Source organism: Rhodococcus sp. P3_B8, from assembly GCF_056402775.1.
The window spans coordinates 18,959-41,438 of record NZ_JBFUGT010000026.1 but is presented as its reverse complement, the minus strand read 5'-3'; the positions used below and the strand labels follow the sequence as shown (position 1 = coordinate 41,438).

Below are 22,480 nucleotides of genomic sequence, written 5' to 3'. Positions count from 1 at the left end.
GACAAGAAACGGCACATGCGATGGATACCCTTTCCGCTCCTCAGGATCGTCCGGCACTCTCGCTTCTCGATCTCGCACCGATCCGTCACGGCCACACTGTCGGTGACGCATTGCACCGCACTGTCGAACTCGCCGCCCATGCCGAGCTCCTGGGCTTCCACCGGTACTGGCTTGCCGAGCACCACAACATGGCGCCGATGGCGAGCTCGGCCAACATCGTCCTGGCCGGCGCCGTCGCCGCCGGGACCCGAACCATTCGGGTCGGCACCGGCAGTCTCAATCTGTCCAACTACGCGCCGCTCGTCGTGGCCGAGCAGGTCGGCACGCTGACAGCCCTGCATCCCGGCCGCTTCGATCTCGGGCTGGGGCGCGCACCGGGAGCGGACCCGTGGACAGCGGCCGAAATCCGTCGCGGACGACCGGCGGATCAGGAGTTCACCGCGCAGTTCGCCGAACTCCTCGCCTACCTCCACGGCACACGACCCCGGGTGCGGGCCATCCCGGGAGAAGGCGCCCACATACCCATCTACCTGCTCGGTTCCGGTGTCTATAGCGCGGCCTTCGCAGCGCGTCTCGGGCTGCCGTTCGTCTTTGCCGCACATTTCGCCCCGACTCGGTTGCAGGAAGCGACGGATCTCTACCACTCCACATTCCGTCCTTCACAGATTCTTTCCGAGCCGTATGCGATGGTCTCCGTGAACGCGGTCCTCGCCGATGATGACCGAGAGGCGGCCCGGCTGTTCACCTCCGTCCAACAGCGGTTCCTCGCAACGGTGCGCGGCCGGATGCAGCCGCTGGCTCCACCGGTGGACGACATACATCGACTGTGGACCCGGGACGAAGCCGCAGCAGTGGCAGAGCAGCTGAGCCAGTCCTACATCGGTACGCCTGAGACCGTCCGTCCCCGACTCGAAGCGCTCGTGGCTCGGACGGGCGCCCGCGAGCTCATCTTCATGTCGGAGACCTACGACCAAGCAGCACGAATGCGCTCGTATGAGCTCATCGCCAGCCTCTGGAACCCAGTGACGGCACCGTAGCCGCACGCGCGAGGGCTGCCGCCTGGGCTGTTCGACGCAGTACCCTGGGTTGCCGCGATGGACGGCCCGCTGGACAGGGACATTCGCGTACGTGGTCCGGTGGAAGCGCACCCGAGATCGGACTTCGGCGGCAGCTGCGAGAAGCCACTCCATCTCGCAAACGAAATGCTTCTCGAAGTGCGCGCAAGATTGGACCCTGTCGATGTTTACCAGTGGTCGAAATGATTCGTCAGCTTTGCGTCCCGAACAGATCCTACTGTGGTGGCCACAAGTCCGAGAGTCCGTTTAACCTTTGCCCACGCCCACGCTCGGAGTGCACGACTAGATACACCTGATACCTCATTCGACGCACTTGATGCAGACAAATGATACGAATACCGTTGCGCGAAACGCCAATAAGCCCGGAAATCCGCATGCAGCGCTGGAGGTCTACACGATACGATTCCCGCGATGCCGCCAATAGTGTCAACCGAACGCGATTGGGCACAACGGCTCCCGAGTCTCGTGGTCCGGTCGGGAATAGCTCGGCCGCCCTGGTCTGCGTCACCGAGGATGACGGCGTCGCGGTCCGCGGGACCGACGAGGTAGTGTCTTCCCGCGAGCATTCGTGTCTACGACAACGAGACGGTCGTTCCGCGCGGGCCGGAAGCTTTGCTGCACTGCGGGTACGGGAAAATTTCAGTCGACGGCCGCAAGGTTTGGAGTGGCACTCGCCCGCAATCAGTTGCTCGTCGTGCTGCCGTGCCACAGCTGAGTCGTCTGGGCTGGCGCACTCACCGGATATCCGGGAGCTGGGAGCGCTACTCGATCTTGACCCAACGGACGACCGACCGTCGACCACGACCTCAGCTGATCACGCGAGCCGCTCGAACTGTTTACCTACCGACGATTCGAGCGTTCGGATTGGGGTTATGCTCGCATTGATGCTCGAGAGGTGATTTGCATGACACAGGGATTGTGGACACCGAGGCACGAGATCGAGGTCGGCCGTGGCCGAATACGATCCACTGGCGACGCAGCGTGATTTGACCTCGGGTATCGCCACGGAGTTGGCCGTGGCGGGGTTCGACGATGCCCAGGAGATCGGGCGGGGTGGCTTTGGTGTCGTCTACCGCTGCCTACAGCCATCCCTCGACCGCATCGTCGCGGTCAAGGTCCTCAGCGCCGATCTGGATCCGGACAATCTCGAGCGGTTCATTCGTGAGCAACGGGCCATGGGCCGGCTGTCCGGGCATCCGAACATCGCCAACATTTTGCAGGTCGGTGCCACGGCCAGCGGGCAGCCGTACATTGTGATGCACTACCACGCGCACGGTTCGCTGGCTTCCCGGATCCACCGCTCGGGGCCGATAGGTTGGGAGGAGGCGGTTCGACTCGGAGTAAAGGTCGCGGGCGCGCTCGAGACTGCGCACCGGGTCGGCACCGTGCATCGGGACGTCAAGCCCGCGAACATCCTGCTCACGGACTACGGTGAGCCGCAGCTGACCGATTTCGGAATCGCACGCATCGCGGGTGGCTTCGAGACCTCGACGCGCGCAGTGGTCGGCTCACCGGCGTTCACCGCACCCGAGGTGCTCAAAGGCCAGCCCCCCACCCCGGCATCGGACGTGTACGGCCTCGGGGCGACGCTGTTTTGCGCGATCACTGGGCATGCCGCGTTCGAGCGGCGCAGCGGCGAGCAGGTGGTGGCCCAATTCCTGCGGATCACCTCCCACCCGGTCCCGGAACTGCGTGGGGAGGACATCCCCGCCGACGTATGTGCCGCGATCGAGAAGGCGATGTCCCGGGAGCCAGACGATCGTGCGTCGACTGCGGCCGAGTTCGGGGAGGAACTGCGCGAAGCCCAGCTCCGGAACGGCCTGCCCGCCGACGAGATGGCCCTACCCGCCGACCTCGGCACGCAGACCCCCGATGAACCTCGCCGAGGCGCCTCGACCAGGACCGCGTCGGGCAGGTCCGGCCCGATGACGACGGCAGGCCGGAACGATGCAGCGACGACAGGGACGCCGCCCGCCCCCTCCACCCGATTCCGCCCGCCGACGCCGACCCGGCAACTGGTCGAGCGTAGACATCTGATCGACTTCCTACGCGCTGGACAGCGGCGCCGGTTGACGGTCATTCACGCTCCTGCCGGATTCGGCAAGAGCACCCTCGCCGCTCAATGGGGTGAAGTGCTGACCGAGGAGGGTGTGGCGGTCGCGTGGCTGACGGTCGATCACGATGACAACAACATGGTGTGGTTTCTCTCGCATCTGGTCGAGGCGATCCGGCGGGTCCGCCCGGCCTTGGCGCGCGACCTGGGGCAGGCGCTCGACGAGCACGGCGACGAGGCCGAGCAGTACGTCCTGTCGTCGCTGATCAACGAGATCCACGCCCGCGGTGAGCGGGTGGCGATCGTGATCGACGACTGGCACCGGGTCACCGACGCCGGGACACGCGGAGCCATGGGATTCCTTCTCGACAACGGCTGCCACCACATCCAGGTCGTCGTGGCAAGCCGCACCCGGGCCGGCCTTCCGATGAGTAGAATGCGCGTGCGTGATGAGCTTGTCGAAATCGATTACACAGCATTACGTTTCGATGACAATGAGGCACGCTCCTTCCTGGTCGACCTGGGCGGACTGGAGCTGGAGCAGGAGGATGTCGCGGACCTGCGGAACTCGACCGACGGGTGGGTGGCGGCGTTGCAATTGGCGTACCTGTCACTGCGTGGACGCGACGACCCCACCGAGCTGATCGGGCACCTGTCGGGTCGGCATCACGCCATCGGCGAGTTCCTCGCCGAGAACGTGCTCGACACGTTGGAACCGGAGATCCTCGATTTTCTTCTGGCAACGTCGGTTACCGAACGGATCAGCGGGAGCCTTGCGGGCGCGCTGGCGCACGTGTCGCGCGGGCAGGCGCTACTCGAAATAGTCGAGGAGCGGGATCTGTTCCTGCGACGGGTGGACGAGGACGGAGTCTGGTTCCGGTACAACCACGTGTTCGCCGAGTTCCTGCAACGACGACTCGAGCGTGATCAGCCCGAGCGGATCGACGAACTTCACCGCACGGCATCGACCTGGTTCGCCGATCATGAGCTGCTCGGCGAGGCCGTCGATCACGCGCTCATGGCTGGGGATCAGGTCCGGGCGGTCGAGCTCGTCGAGCGCGATGGGATGCACCTGATCGAGTACTCACACATGACAACCCTCCTCGGTATGGTCGCGAAACTCCCTCCCTCGCTGACAGATTCACGTCCGTGGTTGCAACTCGCCGTAGCCTGGGCCAACATCATGCTGCACCGAGCCGAACCTGCTCAGCGGGCGCTCGACCGCGTCGAATCAACGCTCGATCGTGTTCCCCCCACCGACGAGGTCGCCGACCTGCGGGTCGAGGCGGCTGTGATGCGAGGTGTTATCCGGTTCCGCGCGGACCGAGTCGACGGCGCGGACGAGTTGGTCCAGGCATGCTTGCCACGACTGGACACGTTGCGGCCGTGGGTCGTGTCGAGTGCCGCGAACATGGCAACCTATCGCGCGACATACCAGTTCGATTTCGACGAAGCGCGCCGACTGCAGGAATGGGCGTCCGCATTTCATGCGCGAACCAACGGCCCGTACCTGGTGATGCACGGGCACTGTTTCGCCGGCCTTGCCGCCTACGAACAACTCGATGTCGCCGCGGCGGAAAGCAGTTTTCGGGCGGGGGTGCGTGTGGCGAGGAAGTTGGGTGGTAAGCACTCAGAGGCCGCGCGCCTGGCCGATTCTCTCCTCGGCGTGTTGTTGTACGAACGGGGCGAGATCGACCAGGCCGAAATCTTGCTCGACGAAGGCTACGAGCTTGGGGGCGAGGGCGGTCTCGTGGAATTCAAAATCCCTCGGTATGTCCTCGGGGCGCGTATCAAGGCCCTGCGGGGCGACCGAATAACGGCAGCGCAGCGACTGGATGAGGGTGCGAGGATCGCTGTGACACTGTCTCTTCCGCGGTTGCGCGCCAACGTCGAGAACGAACGGATCAGGCTGGGACTTCCCCTGAGTCCCGCCATCCCGGTCTCTCGGCCCGCAGAATATTCCTCTCGTCGTCGACCGGTCGACGGTATCGAGGCACTGACGGCACAGATCGAGGAGGCAACAGCCATCAGACTGCTGCTCGACGAGCATTCACCGGACCAGGCCGAGCTCGCGTGCACATGGGCAAAGGAGTGGACGAACCGACTCGAGGGCCGCGGTGCACACCGACTGTTGATGCAGGCCAGAAGGTTGCTCACAGCCTGTCTGTCTGCCTCGGGTCGTATCGACGAAGCCAAGGAACTGCTCACCGCGATCGCGGCACAATGCGCCGAGCTGGGCATGATGCGTCACCTTCCCGATGGTGGACCACACATCGTCTCGCTCATCGCGGCGCTGCGGGAGGATCAGGTCGCCGGGACGTGGCGCAGCGATTGGGCGCAAGTCCCGGCCACATTCCTCGCGGACCTGGCGACTGCCGACGCGCCCCAAAGGATCTGAACCGTCACTGCACTCGGCTCCAGCAGCCGGCCAGCACGACAATCCTTGCGAAGACGACGCAATGTGAACTCGCCACATGTCATGTTGAAGCTCGGTGCCTGTCTCCTTCATATGGACTCGCCCACAAACCTGTTCAGCGACGATGTTATGTACATCGGGCGCAACGCAAACCATCCAACACACTTGGCCTACCAAACCGACCCGTGATGGTCGCGACCTGCATAAGGGCGGCGCCGCGTTTGACGTGGCGCATTGAGTAGCCTAAGGAGCACTGTGACAGTAGATTTCGCAGTGCCGATCGGTGAGGAAGTACGCGAGGGCGAGGGCGGATAGGACTACACCGGTGAGTGCGGCGGCACTCCATCCACTATGGGCGTATACGAAGCCCCCAACGGCGGACCCGAGCGCGCCGCCGGCGAAGAATGTGGCCATGTACAGGCCGTTGAGGCGGGAGCGCAGCTGAGGGCCGAGGGCGTAAATGGCGCGTTGTCCCAGGACCACGTTGGTCATGACGCCGAAGTCGAGCAGGATTGCCGCACCAACCAGGATGCCGACGCCGAGAGCGGTTCCGGTGGGGACGAATGCGGCAGCTAACAGGGAAATAAGTACAGCGAGGATGGCGATACATGTCCACGGTCGGGTCAGTCCGCGGTCGGCTAATCGGCCGGCGAGAGGTGATGCTGCGGCGCCGACGGCGCCGACTAGAGCGAACACGGCAAGTCCCAATTGGGACAGACCCAACGCCTCGCTGGTCAGAAGCAGGGGAACGGTTGTCCAGAAGACACTGAAGGATCCGAACAGACAGGCATGGTAGAGCGCGCGGCGCCGCAGCACCGGGGTTTCGCGCATGATGCCCGGAAGCGACCCCAGCAGCGCGCGGTAGCTCACCGTGTAGTCCGGGCGCCGAGTCGGCAACGTACATCGGATTGCGATGGCAATTGCCATGACGAGGAGCGCGGACATTGTGTAGACGGCTCGCCAGGACCAAACACTCGCGATGAGACTGGCGACCGGTCTGGCCAGCATGATTCCAAGGGTGAGTCCACTCATGACGGTGCCGATGACGCGGCCGCGCCGATGCTCGGGGGCATAGTGCGAAGTGAAGGGCACCAGCACTTGAACGGCTACCGCGGCGAGTCCGATCAGTCCCGAAATCATCAGGAACGGGATCGGCGCCCCACCGATGGCGGCAGCGACGAGGACCAGGGCTTCGATCGTCAGCAGAACCGAGATCAGGGCTCGGTTCTCGAACACATCGCCCAACGGTACGACGAGGAGAAGACCGAGACCGTAACCGATCTGGGTGAAGGTGACGATCAGCCCGGCGGTCTGCGGCGACATCCCGAGGGATGCGCCGATCTCGCCGAGAAGTGGCTGCGAGTAGTAGAGGTTGGCGACGACCACGCCGCAGGCCGTCGTGATCAGCACCATAAGCCATGCTGGCATTGCAGTGTTGGCGTTGTGAGCCGGGAGGTCGGTGACGCGGCTCATCGGATCTCCTCTCCACAATGAGCAGGTGGGCATCGCTTCGTGCGTCCGCACGCGGTGCACTCGGCACGGCCCGCACGTGAGCCCCGGCTACCTGAAATCGTCGTTCTGGCAAGGCCGAAGTCCGACTCGGACGCCGGTTGATGGGTATGGGCTCGTTGCGTCGCCCCGCAGGGTGGGGCCGTGGTGTCGGCGACTGAATCAGGCGCGGCGGCAGACCCCACCAAGTCGATTCTTAGGCGGCCGCACCGCCTACTGAATAGTCCAACCCCCGTCTGCCATGTATACCGCTCCGTGTACGAAGCTGGCTTCGTCGCTGGCCAGGAAGAGCGCTACGTTGGCTAGTTCCGAGGGTTGGGCGTGGCGTCCGGCGGGCGCCTTGCGCAGTGCCTCGACCACAGGCAACTCTTCATTGTTGAGGATGTCCTTCGTCATTTCGGTCTCCACCGCGCCGGGGGCAATGGCGTTGACCCGCACGTTTTGGTGGGCGTAGTCGAACGCCATTTGCTTGGTGAATCCGATAACCCCATGCTTGGAGGTGGTGTAAGCGATCCCGCCGCCACCTGCGATGAGCGCTGAGACGGAGGCGGTGTTGACGATCGCTCCGCCCCCGGCGGCCAACATCGAGGGCAGCAGAGCCCTGCTGACCAAGAACATTCCCTTCAGGTTTACTCCGACCACTTTGTCCCACAACGCGTCGTCCGTCTCGAGTGCGGTGGCGTAGCCATCGAGGATCCCGGCATTGTTCATGATCACGGTGACTTCACCGAGGATCCGGATCGACTCTTCGGCCGCCGCCTCTACGCTGGCCGTGTCAGAGATATCGACCTGTACACCGGCTGCATCGCCTCCGGAGTTCCGAATGAACTCGACAGTTTCGTCGATGCGCTCCTTGTTCAGATCCCAGATGACGACGCGTGCACCTTCCATCGCGAATCGGAGCGCGCTCGCGCGGCCGATCCCCGACGCCCCGCCGGTGACGACCGCCTTACGGTTGGCCAAACGTGTGCCCTGGACGAAGCCGGTTTCACTCATGAGTCATCTTCCTTCGATATATCGGTAGCGGACAGCATTCTCGAGGTGTAGTGGTCAACCCAGCTAAGGGAAGCTAGGGCACAGGGGTGGATGCAGATACCGTCGTCTGCGTGCGTGGTATGCGCGAGGACCGCCGTGCAATATGGAATCTGCGGAGCGACTGGCCGATCGGAGAGGATCCGTTCGCGATGTCCAGGACCAGAAATACGAGCAGGACCGCTCCGGTCGCAAGGCTTGCCGCCCAGAATGCGGCGCCGTGCAATGTCAGACCGGAGAGAAGGAACTGCAGGGTCAAAACGCCGACGAAGATGCCCGACATGCTTCCCCGGCCGCCGTACAGGCTGATCCCGCCGATCAAGGCTGCCGTGACGGCGGCGACAAGCAGCGTTTCGTGTCCACTTGGAGTGGCACTACCGGACCGCAGGGATGACAGCGAGCCCGCCAGAGCAGCCAGCCCCGCCGAGAGAGCGAAGGCCAGAATGAGGGGCTTTGAGGGTGAGATACCGGCCGCGCGGGATTCCTTGCGCGCACCACCTATTGCGTAGATCTCGCGGCCGATGCGGGTGTACCGGAGGACGTACCCGACCGCCACCACGAGGGCGATCATTGTCAGACTGAACGGGGAGAAGATGACGAACCGCTCGCGCAAGGCGGTTGTGATCGCAAGGTTGGACAGGTCCATCGTCACGGTCTGCTCGTGTGAGAGTACTTATGCCACACCGCGCAAGGCGATGAAAGTACCGAGTGTGAACACCAGTGAGGAGATGTTCAATCGGGCGATGAGGGCGCCTTGAACGACGCCGAAGGCGACCCCCGCGATAGTCGCCGCGGCAACCGCGACCACGACCCCGGATCCGGACATCTGGACTGCGACGATTCCGGCGCAGGCGGCGATCGAGCCCACCGACAGATCGAGTTCACCGGCCAGCATGGTGACACCGAGTCCGGCGGCGACGATGCCGACGAGGGCACAGGATTCCAAGATCGCATAGATGTTGCCGCTGCTTGCATAGCCTCCGGTGGTGAGGGCGAAGAAAAGAAACACCAGCACCGCCAACGCGATGCGCAGTATGAGGTCATGGTGAAGAATTCGAGACCGCATCATTTAGCTCCCGCTCTGCCACGAACCAGGTGGAAGGACACCACAACAACCAGGATGAAGGCACCCATGATGGTCGTCCTTATTCCGAAGGACCAGCCCAGCAACAACATGTAGTTTTGAAGCATCGCGATGAAGACCGCGCCCAGCGCCGTTCGAGTCGGCGAACCCTGCCCACCCTGAATCGCGGTGCCACCGATGAGAATCGCTGCGACAACGTCGAAGTCTAGGCCGCCGAACTCGCTGATCCGGGCCTGGCTGAACTGCGCGGCGCCGAATATCCCCACGATGCCCGCCGCTACGCTCGCGACGACGAAGACTACGGTCGTGACCTTCCAGACCGCGATTCCGGAACTGAGCGCAGTGGCCCGGTTGGCACCGGTGACCACCGTTTCCCGCCCGAATCGTGTCTTGCTCATCACGAACCACGCAACGACGATCAGGATCAGGAACGCCCAGGTCTGCGTCGGCACCCCGAGCGGACGAGCGTTCCCCCACCACTCAACTGAGGTGCTTTCGATACGGACGTTCTTACCGCCGGTCGCGAGACCAGCGAGACCCGCGAGTAGTGCCCCGGCCCCCAAGGTGGTGACGATCGGGTTGGCACCCATCGAGACCAAAGCGCCCTGCACGGCACCGAGTATCAGGGTTACGATCAGCGTCGCGACGACAGCGAGGGCAAACGGCGCACCGTGTGACATCAGCAGAGCAAAGGTCACTCCGCCGAATACCGCTGTCTGCCCAAGCGCCAGTGAGAAGAATCGGCCGGCGACGGTGATGAACGTGGCACCGAGGGCAACGATTCCGGTCAGGGCCGCGGACCTGAGGATGGCCAGCGCGTTCGCTGTGGTGAGGAATGCCTCGTTGGTCAGCCCCGCGACGATGATCGCCGTAGCCAGCGCCACGGCGGCCCCCGCCAGCGGGAGATATCTTCTCGCTGCCGGGGCGTCTGCCGACTTGGGCGGATCTGAGGATGTTACCGTAGTTGTGCCGACCGCGCTCATATCTGTGCCTCCTCGGGGTGAGTGATGTCCCGCAGCACTTCATGTGTGCTGATGGACGTGGCAGGAACCGTGCGAATGAGACGACCACGGAACATCGTGACGATGGTGTCGGCGAGGCCGTGAACCTCCTCGAGGTCTGACGAGGCGAACACGATCGCCAGGCCCTGCTCGGCGAGCGTCCGCAAGTGCTGGTAAATCTCGGCACGCGCACCGATGTCCACGCCGCGGGTCGGTTCCTGCACCAGCAGCACTTTCGGTGAGATACCCAGCCACTTTCCTAACGCGACCTTCTGCTGGTTTCCACCGCTGAGAGTGCCGGTCTTGTGGGGCATCCGGGTCGGGCTCAGAGCGACTTGCCCTGCGATCGCGTGGGTCAGTTCCCGGACCCGGCGTCGGCTGACGAGTCCGTTCGGCGAGATCGACTTGATGGCAGGAACCATCAAGTTGGTCGAGACGGTCAGGTCGGCGAAGATGCCATCCAGTTTCCGGTCACTCGAGCAGTACGCAATCCCGGACTTGATGGCGTCGGTGAGGGTGTGCGCCGGTGGTAGTAGCGCACCGTCGATCACGATTGACCCGGACTCGACCACGTCCACACCCGAAATCGCGCGCACCAACGCACCTGAGCCGGAGCCTAGCTGACCGGCCACCCCGATGATCTCCCCTGCGTGCAGTTGCATCGACACGGGATTGGGAAGCTCTCGGGTCGTGATGCCGGCAACGTCGAGGATGGCAGCTCTGAATGATTGGGCGCGTCTCGGGAACATGTCTTCGAGGGGACGACCGATCATCTTTTCGATGACCTTCTCGAGGGTGACGTCACTGACGTTGCAGGGAGGGTTGCTCCGGCCGCTGCGGAATATGGTGATGCGGTCGGCGATCTCGAAGACCTCACCGAGCCGGTGGGTCACGTACACGATGCTGTGCCCGGCGGCCGCGAGCCGCAGTACCGTACTTTTTACTCGTTCGATGTCGCTATCCGACAGTGCCGCAGTGGGTTCGTCGAGAATGAGGATCTTTGCATCACGAGCGAGCAGACGGCCGATTTCGATGAGTTGGCGCTCTGCCACCGACAGCGTCTCCACCGGGGTGCGTGGATCGATGTGCTCTAGACCCACGGCATCGAGATGCTTGCGCGCTTCCTTCGCGAGCCTCGCGGAGGTCCACGCGCCCTTGAACGGTACGCCGCCGAGGAAGATGTTCTCCGCGGCGCTCAGGGGGCCGATCACGCTCAGCTCCTGCTCGGCGACGGCGATACCGGCAGATCGTGAGCGCCGGGTGCTGCCGAGTTGAGTCGGTTCGCCGTCGACCAGGATCGTTCCCTCGTCCGCGGATTCGAGGCCTGCGAGAATTTTCACCAGGGTGCTCTTGCCCGCGCCGTTTTCGCCGAGGAGCGCCATCACTTCGCCCCTGCGCAGATTGAAGTCCACTCCGCGAAGGGCGTGCACCGACCCGTAGGACTTCTTGATGCTTCTCATTTCGAGGACCGGCGGCGCGGCGCCGTTGTCGACAGAACCCATCGTTCGCTCTTCCGTCTCTGATTGTGAGGCTCGAATAGTTACACCGCTGATCTGCGGGGGGGTAGTTCAGCTGTAGTTGCAGAGCTCCGATGCCGGCCTGCCCCAGATGGTCGTGCTGTCGAACGATGCTGCGGTGCCGTCGAGTTTGGTGTTGGGCATGAAGTTGCGCTTGTGCGGCGGGGTGTCGATCGACGGCGGTGCGTCCGCGGACAGGTCTGCATCGCCGTCGAGGACCGAGCCGTTGTTCAGGTAGGCCGCCAGCGCGTAGATCGCGGACTGCCCCTCGACGAGCGGAGATTGGATCGCCGAGCCGACGAGTTCACCATTTATTACCGCAGCATTGGTGTTGGCGTTCATGCAGGTGCCTCCGACGAAGAGCGCGTCTTTGCCGGGAAGGATGCCGTTCTCTTTTGCTGCGCGGATGGCGCCGAGCGCCAGGGCATCGTTGACTCCGTACACCCAGGTGAATTTTCCCTTGTTGGCTGGGATAACCTGGGAGCCGATGCTGTAGCCCTCGGCTTCGAGGAATCCGCCGGATGTCACATCGCTGAGAACCGCTGACGAGGGAGAGCTCTGCTTCAACTCGTCGGTGAATCCGGCGACTCGTTGCTGGGCGGCCGTGTGGCCGGCAACTGTGTTGACGATCAGACCGTCGCCGAGGGGGACGCCGGCCTTTTGGGCGCCAGCGATGAGCAACTGCGCTGCTGTTCGACCGCTGCCGTAGTCGTTGACGCCGGCGTACGCGTCGAACAAGGAGTCCTGCTCCTCGGTGGGAACCTGGTTGAGAATGACGAGCGGAATCCCTGCTGCTTTGATGACTTGTTCGGACGCTACTGCCGCTTCTCCGGAAATGGGGTTCAGCACAACGCCGACGGGCTTGGCGCCCTGAGCCAGCATCTGCTGGATTGCAGAGTCCTGTTCTTCCTGCGTCGACGCCTCGACATAGGAGACATCCCAGCCGTACGACTCTGCAACTTCACGTGCGCCGATCTCGTTCTGTCCGAAGTACGGATTCTCGCGGGACTGACCGAAGAACATCACCTCACCGGATGAGGGCATGCCGTCGGGCGCCGATGACGTGCTGCTTTGAGCGTTGCCGCACGCGGTGAGTACGAGTGTGGCGGCTGTGCAACCGGCGACGGCGGTGAGGTAGGCCCGTTTGCGCTGACGGTCTGCGCGAGGTGGGAATTTCGACATGTTGACTCCTGTTTGGGGACTTGCCGGGGGCACTGCCGGTGGGATGGATGGGGTGAGTACGCGATCCCGCCGAGCTGCGGCCTGGGGACCCTGCGATGTGCGCGAAGGATCGGACTTCGAGCAGCAATATCCGGCCGCCGGTATGACCGGATCGCCATGGGCAAGCGGGCCTCGATTTGTCCGGGGATCATCGTCACCCGGTCAGACAGGGCGCCGAATTACCGTGCCTATTTGTCGGACCAGACGACTCGAAGCCGGGTCAAGGTAAGCGCGGAGAACTTCCATTCCCCGTTCACGCGCTCATACTTCTCGTGGTAGTGACCGTAGCCGTGCATGACCTCGTCGCCGTACTCCAGACGGTCGTACATCGACCAGCGCCCCACAGCGCGATTCGGGCTGATCAGCTCAATTTGTGGGTCGTGTCCTTGATGAACCGAGATGACCTCGGAGACTGCACCCGCGATGACCCGCGCCGTCGCTTCGCCGCCACTGACGATCCAATCGTCAGGGTTGATGTCGGCTGCAGTCACCCCGTGATGCCCGATGTGATACTGACCTTCACCACCGAAATCGACGCGTGCGTCCGGGGTGAAGAGCCCCTCGATGCCTGCCCAGTCCTTCTCGTCGACGACCTGGAAGTATCGTGACTTCAGCTGGCGGATCTCCTCGATGGCGCACAACTTGTCGATAGGGCCTGGAACATAGCGACTCTTCACTTCTCGCGTGTCCGCAGTTGATGACTCTGAAACGATCACGGATCCTCCTCGCCTAGGGATACCTATCCGGTCCAATGGGAGCGCTTAGCTGGATCTGCCGCGGGCCGTCCGTGTTTTGCTGCGGATACGTCGCGCAGCCGGAAGGTCGGCCGACGATTCGAACGGCGCGTCAGGAACGACAAGTAGATGTAACGAACGGGGTAATGCCTACAAACGCTCGTTCGTTGGATGTAACGTAGATCATAGTTCGCGGGGGCGCAAGAGACTGCGCACACCGATCAAGCACCCCGCCGGCACCGTTCCGCTGCCGGACATCCGCGCCCTCACTGCGAGTGCGGCCGTTCGAGATGAACGACCCCCCCACCACAGCAGCCACATCAGGCCTGATTGCCACAGCCTGTGACACGCACCCGGCCATGCGTCCCCCTGTGAGGGTTGACACATCGACCGATACCACCAATACTTACGAACGTCCGTACGTTTTTGCACGGGAGAGGCACTTCGACCAATCATCGATCGCACACGGGTCAACCAAGACATCATGCGAGACACCAACCCCACCTGAGCATTACCGGATCCGACGATTCGTCCTACGACACCGTTCGATGAGTCCCGGACAGGGCTCTTTCGTCGCAACCTCGGGTCTCGCTGCGCCAACGAGACTGCGCTCTTGGGCTCGGCCGACGACGGCACCACCAAATTCACGCGCACCAGACACCGAAAGCGCGGTCGACAACCAACCGTGCAAATGGCAGTGCTTAGTACTGATGCAAGCCAAGCGATAACCGGCGGACAAACATCCCCACAGTAAGGAGATCTCAGGTCATGTTGTTCGAGACATACAAATTGGGTTCACTCGAGCTGTCGAATCGAGTCGTCATGGCGCCCATGACGCGGGTTCGCGCCTCCGAGACGGGACTGCCGTCCCAGAGTGCCGCGCTCTACTATGCGCAACGTGCCAGCGCAGGGCTCATCGTGAGCGAGGGCATTTCGCCGTCGAAGCAGGGACAGTCCGAGCCGAATATTCCCGGTCTCTACAACGATGAGCAGGAGGCTGCCTGGCGCCCGATCACCCAGTCTGTTCACGATGCCGGCGGCCGGATCTTCGCCCAGCTCATGCACGGCGGCCGCGTGGGGCACCCGGAGATCAACGGAATGCAGCCGCTCGGAGCCTCGCCCATCGCCGCCCAGGGCACGATCTTCAACTCCGGTGGTCGGCTCGCGTTCGTCACGCCCGTCGAGATGCCCGTCGAGCAGATTCGAGAGCAGGTCAACGTGTTTGTCGCGGCGGCGGAGCGTGCGATCGCCGCCGGCTTCGACGGTGTCGAGATCCACGGCGCCAACGGCTACCTGATTCAGCAGTTCCTGTCGGACAACAGCAATCATCGCACCGACCAGTACGGCGGGTCGCATGAGAACCGGGCACGCTTCGCGGTCGAGGTCGCTACCGCCGTCAGCGCCGCCATCGGCGCCGACCGGGTGGGGATCAGGTTCTCACCCGGCGGGAAGTTCCACGATATGAACGAGAGCGATCCCGAGGGCCTCTACACCACGCTTCTCAACGCTCTGAATCCGCTGGGGTTGGCGTACCTTCACATCCTCGAGACTGCGTCGGACGATATCAACGACCGGATCCGGGAGATCTGGACTGGTCCGCTGATCGTGAACCCTGCGATTGTCGGAAGTGCAGACTTCGTCGACAAGGCGAATGCCGATCGGTGGTTGTCGCGCGGCGGCGACCTGATCGCATTCGGCCGGTACTTCATCTCCAATCCGGACTTGGTACGTCGCCTGCGCGATGGCCTCGAACTGACCATGCCCGATCTCGACACCTTCTACTCGGGCGGGGACAAGGGCTACATCGACTACCCGGAGTGGTCGGACAGCGCCGTCAGCTGACAATGGTTGGGCGTGGCCGGGCCGGAGTTATTCCGGCCCGGCATGGCTTGCTGTGTTGAACTACCAATGGTAGTTGCACCGCCACAGATGCTGTCGGCGGTCATGTTGGGCCTCCAACGAGCGATGCCGGAGGGCGCGTGCGTTCGAGTTGCCTGCCGGTGTGCGCGATTCCACGACTCTGTAGGCCCCTCAAGACCCCGCCGCCCCGCGTTGTTGTGGCTCGAAAGCTTATCGTTCACCCGACGAACATCCACGTGATTGGGTCTACCGCCCGCGCCAGCCGACTTCCAAGACGGCCTCGGGGTCGACGGCTTCGCGCTCTGTCATCCAGGCGGCAACGTGGACTCGGGAGGTGAATCCGAGTTTGTTTAGTATCCGCTCGACGTGGCCTTGGGCTGTGCGCTGCGAAATGACCAGCGTCTCGGCGATCACCTTGTTGGTCGACCCCTGCCTGATCAGCTGGGCGACCTGCCACTCACGCGGGGTCAATAGATCACCGGATCGGGTGCAGCGCTCATCTCGGTCGGGTTGTTCACCGAGTGCGTACGCCACGGCCTGGTCGAGGCTGAAGCGTCGCCCTCGCTGCTGCGCTTGGGATTGCTCCCGCTCGCCGAGTCTCAGCGTGGTCCGTGCGCGCACATTGTCGAGGTTTGCCGGTGCGCCGGTGGGGATGCGGCCGACACGGTGTTGCCATGCAGCTGCGGCTTCGAACAACACAGCGGCGCGTTCGGCGTGGCGGTCGGCGGTGAGGGTCGCGGCGATATGCAGGAGGTCGGCTGCAAGGACAGGACTTCGCAGCTGCCGCGTCAGATGTAGAGCAACGTCGAGGTGATGAGCTGCCCGTGTGGGTGCACCCGTCTTGGAGATAGCAGCGAGGGCCGTATGAGCAACGGCCCGGTTCACCGATTCGCCGTGTGCGTCGGAGATTACGAGGGCTTCTTGGAGGTAAGTGGCTGCGCTCTCGAGGTCGCCGTTGTGACCGAGAGCGCGACCGAGTCCGGTCAGTGCTTCCAAGCGTGCGGTGTCGTCCCCGGACGCATCAATCGCCTCGAGCGTGATTTCAAAGAGCGCGGCCGCCGTCGTGGCATCGTCAGTCGCGAGCGAAACTTCGGCTTCCGCACGTAGAACGAGTTGCCCTACGCCCGGATCCAAGTTCAGGGCGGCGAATCGACGCGCCTCGGCGAGCAGATCGAAGGCCTCGCGAGATCGCCCCTGTAGGCCGGCGAGTGTGCTTTCGGCGCACAGCGCGGTGACCTGCACGAATGAGCGTCCCGGGAGTTGGTGGGCCCGGGCGTGGCTCAGCCAGTGTCGGCCCTCGTCGAGGAGACCGCGTGTCACCCAAAAACGCCGGAGAGCGATCGCGATGCGAAGTCCGCATGGTGCGTCGCGCGGCTCGTCGAGGCAGGCCGACATCACGGCATAGAGGTTGGCCCGTTCTCGGTCGAGGCGATCGATGAGTTCGACCTGCCGAGAGCCTAGCCAACAGGCGTCCGCGTGGAGGGCGAGTTTGATGAACCAGTCTCGATGCCTGTGGAGGACGGTCGTGTGCCGGTCGGTTGCCCGCAGCTTGTCGAGGCCGTAGTGGCGCACCGTCGCGAGCATGCGATATCGCACTAGACCGCGGGTCTGTTCGGGGGTGATGATCGACTTGTTGATCAGCGAGGTCAACACGTCGAGTAACTCGCCTGAGGTGGCGTAGCCGGCGCATACTGCTTCGGCGGCGTCGAGGTCGAATCCGTCTTCGAATATCGACAGCACCTCCCACAGACATCGCTCGGCCGCGGAGCACAGGTCGTAACTCCAGTCCAGGCTCGAGCGCAGGCTCTGCTGGCGGGCGGGCGCTCCCCGGCTGCCGAGGGTGAGGAAACAGCACGGGTCGTCGAGGTGTTCGAGGATCTGCTGTGCGGACAAGGCCCGCAGCCGCCGAGCCGCTAGCTCGATGGGTAGGGGAAGCCCCTCGAGACGCTGGCAAATCTTCGCGATGGCGAACTGATTGTCCTCGGTGATCCCGAACCCGGGCACGGCGGCGCTGGCGCGATCGGCGAACAGGGCGACCGCCTCGTAGCTGGGGAGCCCGCTCGGTGAACTCGGGCAGTGGCAGTCGGGGGTCGCCAACGGTCGCAGCGCCAGGGTGGCTTCGCCGCCGATGCCCAGACATTCCCGACTGGTGGCCAGGATGCGCAGATCCGGGCAGACCCGAAGCAGTTTGCCGACCACTACCGCAACGTCGTCGACCAGGTGCTCGCAGTTGTCGAACACGAGTAGTGCGCGTTGTGTCGCCAGGTATTCGGTCAGATCGTCGAGAGAGGGCGCTGTGATCTCGGGTGCCAGTGACGCGGCGAGGGTGCCGATCAGTTTCCTGGCGTCGTGCACGTCGCCGAGTTCGACGAGCCGGACACCGCCTGTGAACGTGTGCGCGACGTCTGCCGCCGCGCGCAACGCCAGACGTGTTTTCCCCACTCCCCCTATTCCGGTCACGGTGACCAACCGGTGAGTACCGAGGAGTCGTTTGGCGTCAGCGAGTTCGGTGCGCCTCCCGACAAAGCTGGTTAACTCGAGCGGGAGGTGCACTGTTCGATCCCCAATGGCAAGCGACATGGAACCGCTTCTTTCAGTGGAGTTGCTTCGGTACCCGACACTCGCTTAAGCTTACGAGTGTTTGTTTGCTTTAGCCTACGACTCTACCCGGCGGATGACAAGGATCTCCCTGTCGGCCAACCATTTCAGGCCGAGTTTCAGCAGGTCTCGAAATCCGCGTCGGAGCGTCCATGGCTCGGTTGGACCCGGAGGTTGCGGAATCGATGACGATGTATGCCGAGCTGAGCCTGATCCTCGACTTGCTTCACTCTCAGCACGTGGATGACCGGGCGGCACGCCTTCGTGCCGCATCGGCACTGGAGAGGGTCCTGCTCTCCGGCGGCCGCGCCGATTCGTGTGTTCACGCCGGACTCCCGGCCCGCGGCGATACCGCGCGCCCTTCCGATCACGATGAGCCGTTGACCGGTCGCGAGCACGAGATTCTGGGAATGATGGCCGATGGTGCGTCGAACGCCGAAATTGGTCGCGACCTGTACATTTCGAGGAATACGGTCCGCTTCCACGTCAGCAATATTCTGCGCAAGATGTCGGTGAACAATCGCACCGCGGCGGTGGCGAGAATGACAACCGGAATCGGCGCGCGCTGAACCTCTCCCCTGATTCGGCGAACCGAACAGCCGATGTGTGCTCCGCCGCCCGACACACGGAAGTCCTCCGGCCGTGATTCGGCCGGAGGACTTCCGTGGATGGAAACTATCGAGCCGCAGGAGAGGATTTCCTGCGATGAAACGGTGGCGGGAAAGTCAGTGCGCCTCGGCGTGGGTTCCGACACGGACGTATCCGGCGAGAGTGCTGTCGTCTACCTCGGGCAGATTGACGACGATGTTCTCGGGCGTGCGGGTGGTGAGCCAGATGAGTTCCTCGGTGGTGCTCATGTTGGCTTCGACGTGCGGCATGAAGGGCGGGACGAAGACGAAGTCCCCTTCCGACATGTCGATGTACTCGCTGAAGTTCTCGCCGAAGTAGATTCGCGCCTTGCCGGTGAGAACGTACCCGCCGGTCTCGGCCTCACCGTGATGATGCGGCAGGGACCTATATCCCGGCTCGTTGAAGACCTTCCCGAACCAAATCTTCGTCGCCGGCGTGTGCTGGACACTGACTCCGGACACACGCACCGCGCCACCCGATTGGCCCGTATTCTGCGCTTCCTCTCCTTGACGAGTGACTACCGGCTTGTCATGTTCGGCCATGCTCAATTCCTTTCAAGAACAAACGTTCGCTTGCGACGCAGCGTACGAGTGCGCCCGTGATCACACAAGAGTGCGCGAGGGTCGCAATCCGTCACCCGCATGTCGTCAGCAAAGCGCCTCGGGACGTCGGCGGATCATGAAGCTGCTCCGGAAGGTCATCACGGCTTCACCCCGCTGATTGAGCGCGCTGTAGGCGAAAGACCAGATGCCCTGGTCGGGCTTCTTGGTGGGGCGGGAGGCAATGAGTTCGGCTTCGGGATGCAGGGTGTCGCCGATGAGCACGGGACGCAAGGCGCGCACCTCGTCGAGGCCGAGCCAGGCGACGACGTTGTTGAAGTAGCCGGTCTGAGTCGTCAGTCCCAGGGCGAGCGAGAGCGTGAACGGCCCGTGCGCGATCCGCTGTCCGAACTGGGTGCCGGCGGCATACTCCTCGTCGAGGTGCAGCGAGACGATGTCGCAGGTCAGCCCTGCCCAGTGCACCAGGTGCGCGTCGGTGACGGTCATGCCGGGCCCGCGGAGCACGTCCCCGAGGTCGAGGTCTTCCCACCAGCGATCAGGCTGCCCGATCACTCGCGTGGCAGTGCTGACGTCGTTGATTGTCATCGAAACTCCTCATAGCGCCGGTGCCGCCGGCCGTGTTAACGTACGAGCGATTGTTCGTTTAACAGTACGGGCCACCAACCCGCTGGTCAATCATTTGGTCAAAGCCTGCACCACGATGTCTGGATGTGACGCGATGCCGCACACCACAAGGTCCCGCGCCTCCTTCGCGGTGGGCGCGGATTTCTCCGGATGGCCGGTCCGGCGATCGGCGGTATCACCCGGGACCGTGTGGGGAATCAGTGACGTCCCCGCACCGGCGGTGCCCTATCGAGTGAGGAAGTAATGCGACCCCTACGTTCCCTCCAGTTCGTGCCAGCCCATCGTGAGGGCTGGGCGCAGAAGGCAGTGCGTGCCGGCGCCGACGCCGTGATCCTCGATCTCGAGGATTCAGTCCCCGAGCCGAGTAAAGCCGATGCCCGTGCGCTGGCAGCCGAGACGATCGACACCCTGCGACGCGAGCACCCCGAGGTGACGGTGCTGGTGCGCCCGAACCCACTCGACACGGACCATTTCGGCCGAGATCTCGCGGCTGTGGTGCGCGCAGGACTCGACGGGTTGCTGTTGCCGAAGGTGTACGGAGCCCGTGAGGTCCTCGACTTCGCTGCGTTGCTCGAGCACTTCGAGATCGAGGCCGCCCTGATCCGGGGCAGCGTCGAGGTGATCCCCACCCTCGAGACCGCGAAGTCGCTGGTGAACTGCGAGGCGATCGCCGCCGCGCATCCGCGGGTCGCGTCGCTGATGGTGGCCGCCGCCCGCGATGCCGACGTCTCGCGCGAGGTCGGTTTCGAGTGGACCGCTGAGGGCCTCGAGACCTTGCATTACCGCAGCAAGGCGGTGCTCGCCTGCCGTGCCGCCGGATTGGCCCACCCCATCGTGGGGTTGTGGCAGGAGATCGCCGATCTGGACGGTTTGCGCCGATTCGCCGAGGGCAACCGTCGGCTCGGCTTTACCGGCCAGGTCCTCATCCACCCCTCGCACATCGAGACAGTCAACGACGTCTACGCCCCGGACCCGAAGGTCGTCGACCGCTTCCGGCGCATGATCGAGGCTTTCGAACAGGCCCAGGCGAAGGGCCAGGCCGCCGCCCTCTTCGAGGGCGAACACGTCGATATCGCGCACGTCAAGACCGCCCGCGGCGTGGTCGCCCTCGCCGAATCCATCAGTTCGCATTAACCGCAACAACCTCGTAAGGAATCGACAATGAGTGGACTGTACTTCGAAGAACTCGAGCCCGAGCTCGTCATCAAGCACGCGGTGACCAGAACTGTCACCGAGACCGACAATCTGCTGTTCACGACGCTCACCTTGAACGTCCAGCCCCTGCATCTCGACGCCGAGTTCGCCAAGAACAGCATGTACGGCGAGCGTATCGTCAATAGCGTCTTCACCCTCGGCGTCGTGGTCGGCATCCCGGTGCAGGAAACCACCCTCGGAACCACCCTGGGCAATCTCGGATTCGAGGAGATCGCCTTCCCGGCACCGGTGCTGATCGGTGACACCCTTCGGGTCGAGACCCAGATCCTGTCGCGACGTGAGTCGAAGTCGCGCCCGGACACCGGCATCGTCCGGTTTGAGCACCGCGGCTTCAACCAGAAGGACAAGTTGGTTTGCCGCGTGCAGCGGTCCGGTCTGATGCTCAAGAAGCCCGCCGAGGTCGCTGTCTCATGAGGCTGGCCACGCTGCGTGTGGGGGGATCGACCGCCGCCGCACGGATCGACGGCGGAACCGCGGTGCTGATCGAGCCCTATCCCAGCCTCTCGGATCTGCTGCGCGACCCGCACTGGCAGCGCATCGCCACCGAGGCCTCCGGGCAGGTTGTCGACCTTGGTGCCGTGGAGTACGCGCCCGTGGTTCCGCATCCGACGAAGATCGTGTGCGTGGGCCTGAACTATGCGAATCACATCGAGGAGATGGGACGCGAACTCCCCCGCTACCCGACCTTGTTCGCCAAGTTCCCCGAAGCACTCATCGGCGCCTACGACGACATCCACGTCCCGGCCTACGCCGATCAACAGGTCGACTGGGAGGGGGAGCTCGCCGTAGTCATCGGCAAGACGGCAAGAACGGTACTGGCCGACGACGCCGGCGAGTACATCGCCGGCTTCGCGGTCGCGAACGATGTCACCATGCGCGACTACCAGTATCGAACGCAGCAGTGGCTGCAGGGCAAGACCTTCGAAGGAACCTGTCCGCTCGGTCCAATGCTGGTGACCCCGGACGAGTTTTCGCTCGGCGCCCCACTGACCACCCACGTCGACGGCGCCGCCGTCCAGTCGGACTCGACCGGCGACCTGGTGTTCACCCCCGCCCGGTTGATCGAGTACATCTCCAACATCGTCACCCTGCAGGCCGGGGACGTGATCTTGACCGGAACTCCCGGCGGGGTGGGCCACCCGACCGGAACACATCTGTCCGACGGCCAGGCGCTCACCACGGAGATCACCGGCCTGGGCACACTGCACAACACTGTGCGCGTTGCCGCTCCGGTCGCGATCGGCTGACAGCCGCTCTGCACTCCACAATCGAATACGACACGGCCACTAGCCCTCCCCGTCCGCCACGGACCGGGAGGGCTAGTGGCCGTGCTCCCCTCGCGTCCTCCGA

The 22,480-nt window shown here is 63.7% G+C and carries 16 protein-coding genes and 1 pseudogene; 7 read left to right on the top strand and 10 right to left on the bottom strand.

The window, feature by feature from the left end; translation table 11 throughout:
- Positions 1 to 20 precede the first annotated feature (20 nt).
- Positions 21 to 1,037 (top strand): LLM class flavin-dependent oxidoreductase, encoded by a 1,017-nt coding sequence (locus tag AC1D1G_RS12815; RefSeq protein WP_283351251.1) that lies wholly within the window; start codon positions 21 to 23, stop codon positions 1,035 to 1,037.
- A 989-nt stretch (positions 1,038 to 2,026) separates the two neighbouring features.
- Entirely contained in the window at positions 2,027 to 5,527 is a 3,501-nt protein-coding gene (locus tag AC1D1G_RS12810) for a protein kinase domain-containing protein (RefSeq protein WP_477952373.1), read from the top strand.
- Between the two features lie 261 nt (positions 5,528 to 5,788).
- Here the strand turns inward: AC1D1G_RS12810 and AC1D1G_RS12805 are convergent, their stop codons facing one another.
- From AC1D1G_RS12805 to AC1D1G_RS12775, 7 genes and pseudogenes are all read right to left on the bottom strand, one after another.
- On the bottom strand, positions 5,789 to 7,018 hold the full coding sequence (locus tag AC1D1G_RS12805) for an MFS transporter (protein ID WP_477952372.1): 1,230 nt from the start codon (positions 7,016 to 7,018) through the stop codon (positions 5,789 to 5,791).
- Positions 7,019 to 7,267: 249 nt separating this feature from the next.
- The gene (locus AC1D1G_RS12800; RefSeq protein WP_317568717.1) at positions 7,268 to 8,050 is read right to left on the bottom strand and encodes an SDR family NAD(P)-dependent oxidoreductase; all 783 of its coding nucleotides are present in this window, start codon (positions 8,048 to 8,050) and stop codon (positions 7,268 to 7,270) included.
- Positions 8,051 to 8,123: 73 nt separating this feature from the next.
- Positions 8,124 to 9,152: pseudogene (locus AC1D1G_RS12795) on the bottom strand (ABC transporter permease).
- Positions 9,152 to 10,054 carry an ABC transporter permease gene (locus AC1D1G_RS12790; protein WP_477952371.1) on the bottom strand — a complete coding sequence of 301 codons (903 nt, stop codon included), beginning with the start codon at positions 10,052 to 10,054 and terminating at the stop codon, positions 9,152 to 9,154. Before AC1D1G_RS12790 ends, AC1D1G_RS12795 begins: the two are co-directional and overlap by 1 nt.
- Before the next feature lie 95 nt (positions 10,055 to 10,149).
- Positions 10,150 to 11,673 (bottom strand): sugar ABC transporter ATP-binding protein, encoded by a 1,524-nt coding sequence (locus AC1D1G_RS12785; RefSeq protein WP_317568714.1) that lies wholly within the window; start codon positions 11,671 to 11,673, stop codon positions 10,150 to 10,152.
- A 66-nt stretch (positions 11,674 to 11,739) separates the two neighbouring features.
- On the bottom strand, positions 11,740 to 12,870 hold the full coding sequence (locus AC1D1G_RS12780; protein WP_477952369.1) for a sugar ABC transporter substrate-binding protein: 1,131 nt from the start codon (positions 12,868 to 12,870) through the stop codon (positions 11,740 to 11,742).
- A 227-nt stretch (positions 12,871 to 13,097) separates the two neighbouring features.
- Positions 13,098 to 13,625, bottom strand: a complete 528-nt coding sequence (locus AC1D1G_RS12775; RefSeq protein WP_317568711.1) for a nuclear transport factor 2 family protein — start codon at positions 13,623 to 13,625, stop codon at positions 13,098 to 13,100.
- Between the two features lie 786 nt (positions 13,626 to 14,411).
- Here AC1D1G_RS12775 and AC1D1G_RS12770 point away from each other — a divergent pair.
- Complete coding sequence (locus AC1D1G_RS12770) at positions 14,412 to 15,485, top strand: alkene reductase (protein WP_317568710.1); 1,074 nt, start codon at positions 14,412 to 14,414, stop codon at positions 15,483 to 15,485.
- Positions 15,486 to 15,749: 264 nt separating this feature from the next.
- On the opposite strand, the gene AC1D1G_RS12765 is transcribed toward AC1D1G_RS12770, so the two are convergent.
- Positions 15,750 to 17,945 carry an ATP-binding protein gene (locus AC1D1G_RS12765; RefSeq protein WP_317568709.1) on the bottom strand — a complete coding sequence of 732 codons (2,196 nt, stop codon included), beginning with the start codon at positions 17,943 to 17,945 and terminating at the stop codon, positions 15,750 to 15,752.
- Between the two features lie 341 nt (positions 17,946 to 18,286).
- Here AC1D1G_RS12765 and AC1D1G_RS12760 point away from each other — a divergent pair, with 341 nt between their 5' ends.
- The gene (locus AC1D1G_RS12760; protein ID WP_317568708.1) at positions 18,287 to 18,670 is read left to right on the top strand and encodes a helix-turn-helix domain-containing protein; all 384 of its coding nucleotides are present in this window, start codon (positions 18,287 to 18,289) and stop codon (positions 18,668 to 18,670) included.
- Positions 18,671 to 18,826: 156 nt separating this feature from the next.
- On the opposite strand, the gene AC1D1G_RS12755 is transcribed toward AC1D1G_RS12760, so the two are convergent.
- Both AC1D1G_RS12755 and AC1D1G_RS12750 read right to left on the bottom strand, forming a co-directional pair.
- Positions 18,827 to 19,273, bottom strand: coding sequence for a cupin domain-containing protein (locus AC1D1G_RS12755; RefSeq protein WP_317568707.1), 447 nt, complete (start codon positions 19,271 to 19,273; stop codon positions 18,827 to 18,829).
- 105 nt (positions 19,274 to 19,378) lie between these two features.
- Complete coding sequence (locus AC1D1G_RS12750; protein ID WP_317568706.1) at positions 19,379 to 19,876, bottom strand: MaoC/PaaZ C-terminal domain-containing protein; 498 nt, start codon at positions 19,874 to 19,876, stop codon at positions 19,379 to 19,381.
- Positions 19,877 to 20,158: 282 nt separating this feature from the next.
- Between AC1D1G_RS12750 and AC1D1G_RS12745 the strand changes: the two genes are divergently transcribed.
- From AC1D1G_RS12745 to AC1D1G_RS12735, 3 genes are read left to right on the top strand one after another with little or no spacing between them, the layout of a single operon-like run.
- The gene (locus AC1D1G_RS12745) at positions 20,159 to 21,049 is read left to right on the top strand and encodes an HpcH/HpaI aldolase/citrate lyase family protein (RefSeq protein WP_317568705.1); all 891 of its coding nucleotides are present in this window, start codon (positions 20,159 to 20,161) and stop codon (positions 21,047 to 21,049) included.
- A 27-nt stretch (positions 21,050 to 21,076) separates the two neighbouring features.
- The gene (locus AC1D1G_RS12740) at positions 21,077 to 21,544 is read left to right on the top strand and encodes a MaoC family dehydratase (protein WP_005250675.1); all 468 of its coding nucleotides are present in this window, start codon (positions 21,077 to 21,079) and stop codon (positions 21,542 to 21,544) included.
- Positions 21,541 to 22,377: a fumarylacetoacetate hydrolase family protein gene (locus AC1D1G_RS12735; RefSeq protein ID WP_317568704.1), complete on the top strand. Its 837-nt coding sequence runs from the start codon at positions 21,541 to 21,543 to the stop codon at positions 22,375 to 22,377. The genes AC1D1G_RS12740 and AC1D1G_RS12735 overlap by 4 nt, the downstream gene beginning before the upstream one ends.
- The last annotated feature ends 103 nt before the right edge of the window (positions 22,378 to 22,480 follow it).

Bases quoted from the DNA above. Each gene is read 5' to 3' on its own strand.
- AC1D1G_RS12785 (WP_317568714.1), bottom strand. From the start codon at position 11,673: ATGGGTTCTGTCGACAACGGCGCCGCGCCGCCGGTCCTCGAAATGAGA.
- AC1D1G_RS12805 (WP_477952372.1), bottom strand. From the start codon at position 7,018: ATGAGCCGCGTCACCGACCTCCCGGCTCACAACGCCAACACTGCAATG.
- AC1D1G_RS12780 (WP_477952369.1), bottom strand. From the start codon at position 12,870: ATGTCGAAATTCCCACCTCGCGCAGACCGTCAGCGCAAACGGGCCTAC.
- AC1D1G_RS12750 (WP_317568706.1), bottom strand. From the start codon at position 19,876: ATGACAATCAACGACGTCAGCACTGCCACGCGAGTGATCGGGCAGCCT.
- AC1D1G_RS12735 (WP_317568704.1), top strand. From the start codon at position 21,541: ATGAGGCTGGCCACGCTGCGTGTGGGGGGATCGACCGCCGCCGCACGG.
- AC1D1G_RS12745 (WP_317568705.1), top strand. From the start codon at position 20,159: ATGCGACCCCTACGTTCCCTCCAGTTCGTGCCAGCCCATCGTGAGGGC.
- AC1D1G_RS12770 (WP_317568710.1), top strand. From the start codon at position 14,412: ATGTTGTTCGAGACATACAAATTGGGTTCACTCGAGCTGTCGAATCGA.
- AC1D1G_RS12800 (WP_317568717.1), bottom strand. From the start codon at position 8,050: ATGAGTGAAACCGGCTTCGTCCAGGGCACACGTTTGGCCAACCGTAAG.
- AC1D1G_RS12760 (WP_317568708.1), top strand. From the start codon at position 18,287: ATGACGATGTATGCCGAGCTGAGCCTGATCCTCGACTTGCTTCACTCT.
- AC1D1G_RS12740 (WP_005250675.1), top strand. From the start codon at position 21,077: ATGAGTGGACTGTACTTCGAAGAACTCGAGCCCGAGCTCGTCATCAAG.
- AC1D1G_RS12755 (WP_317568707.1), bottom strand. From the start codon at position 19,273: ATGGCCGAACATGACAAGCCGGTAGTCACTCGTCAAGGAGAGGAAGCG.
- AC1D1G_RS12815 (WP_283351251.1), top strand. From the start codon at position 21: ATGGATACCCTTTCCGCTCCTCAGGATCGTCCGGCACTCTCGCTTCTC.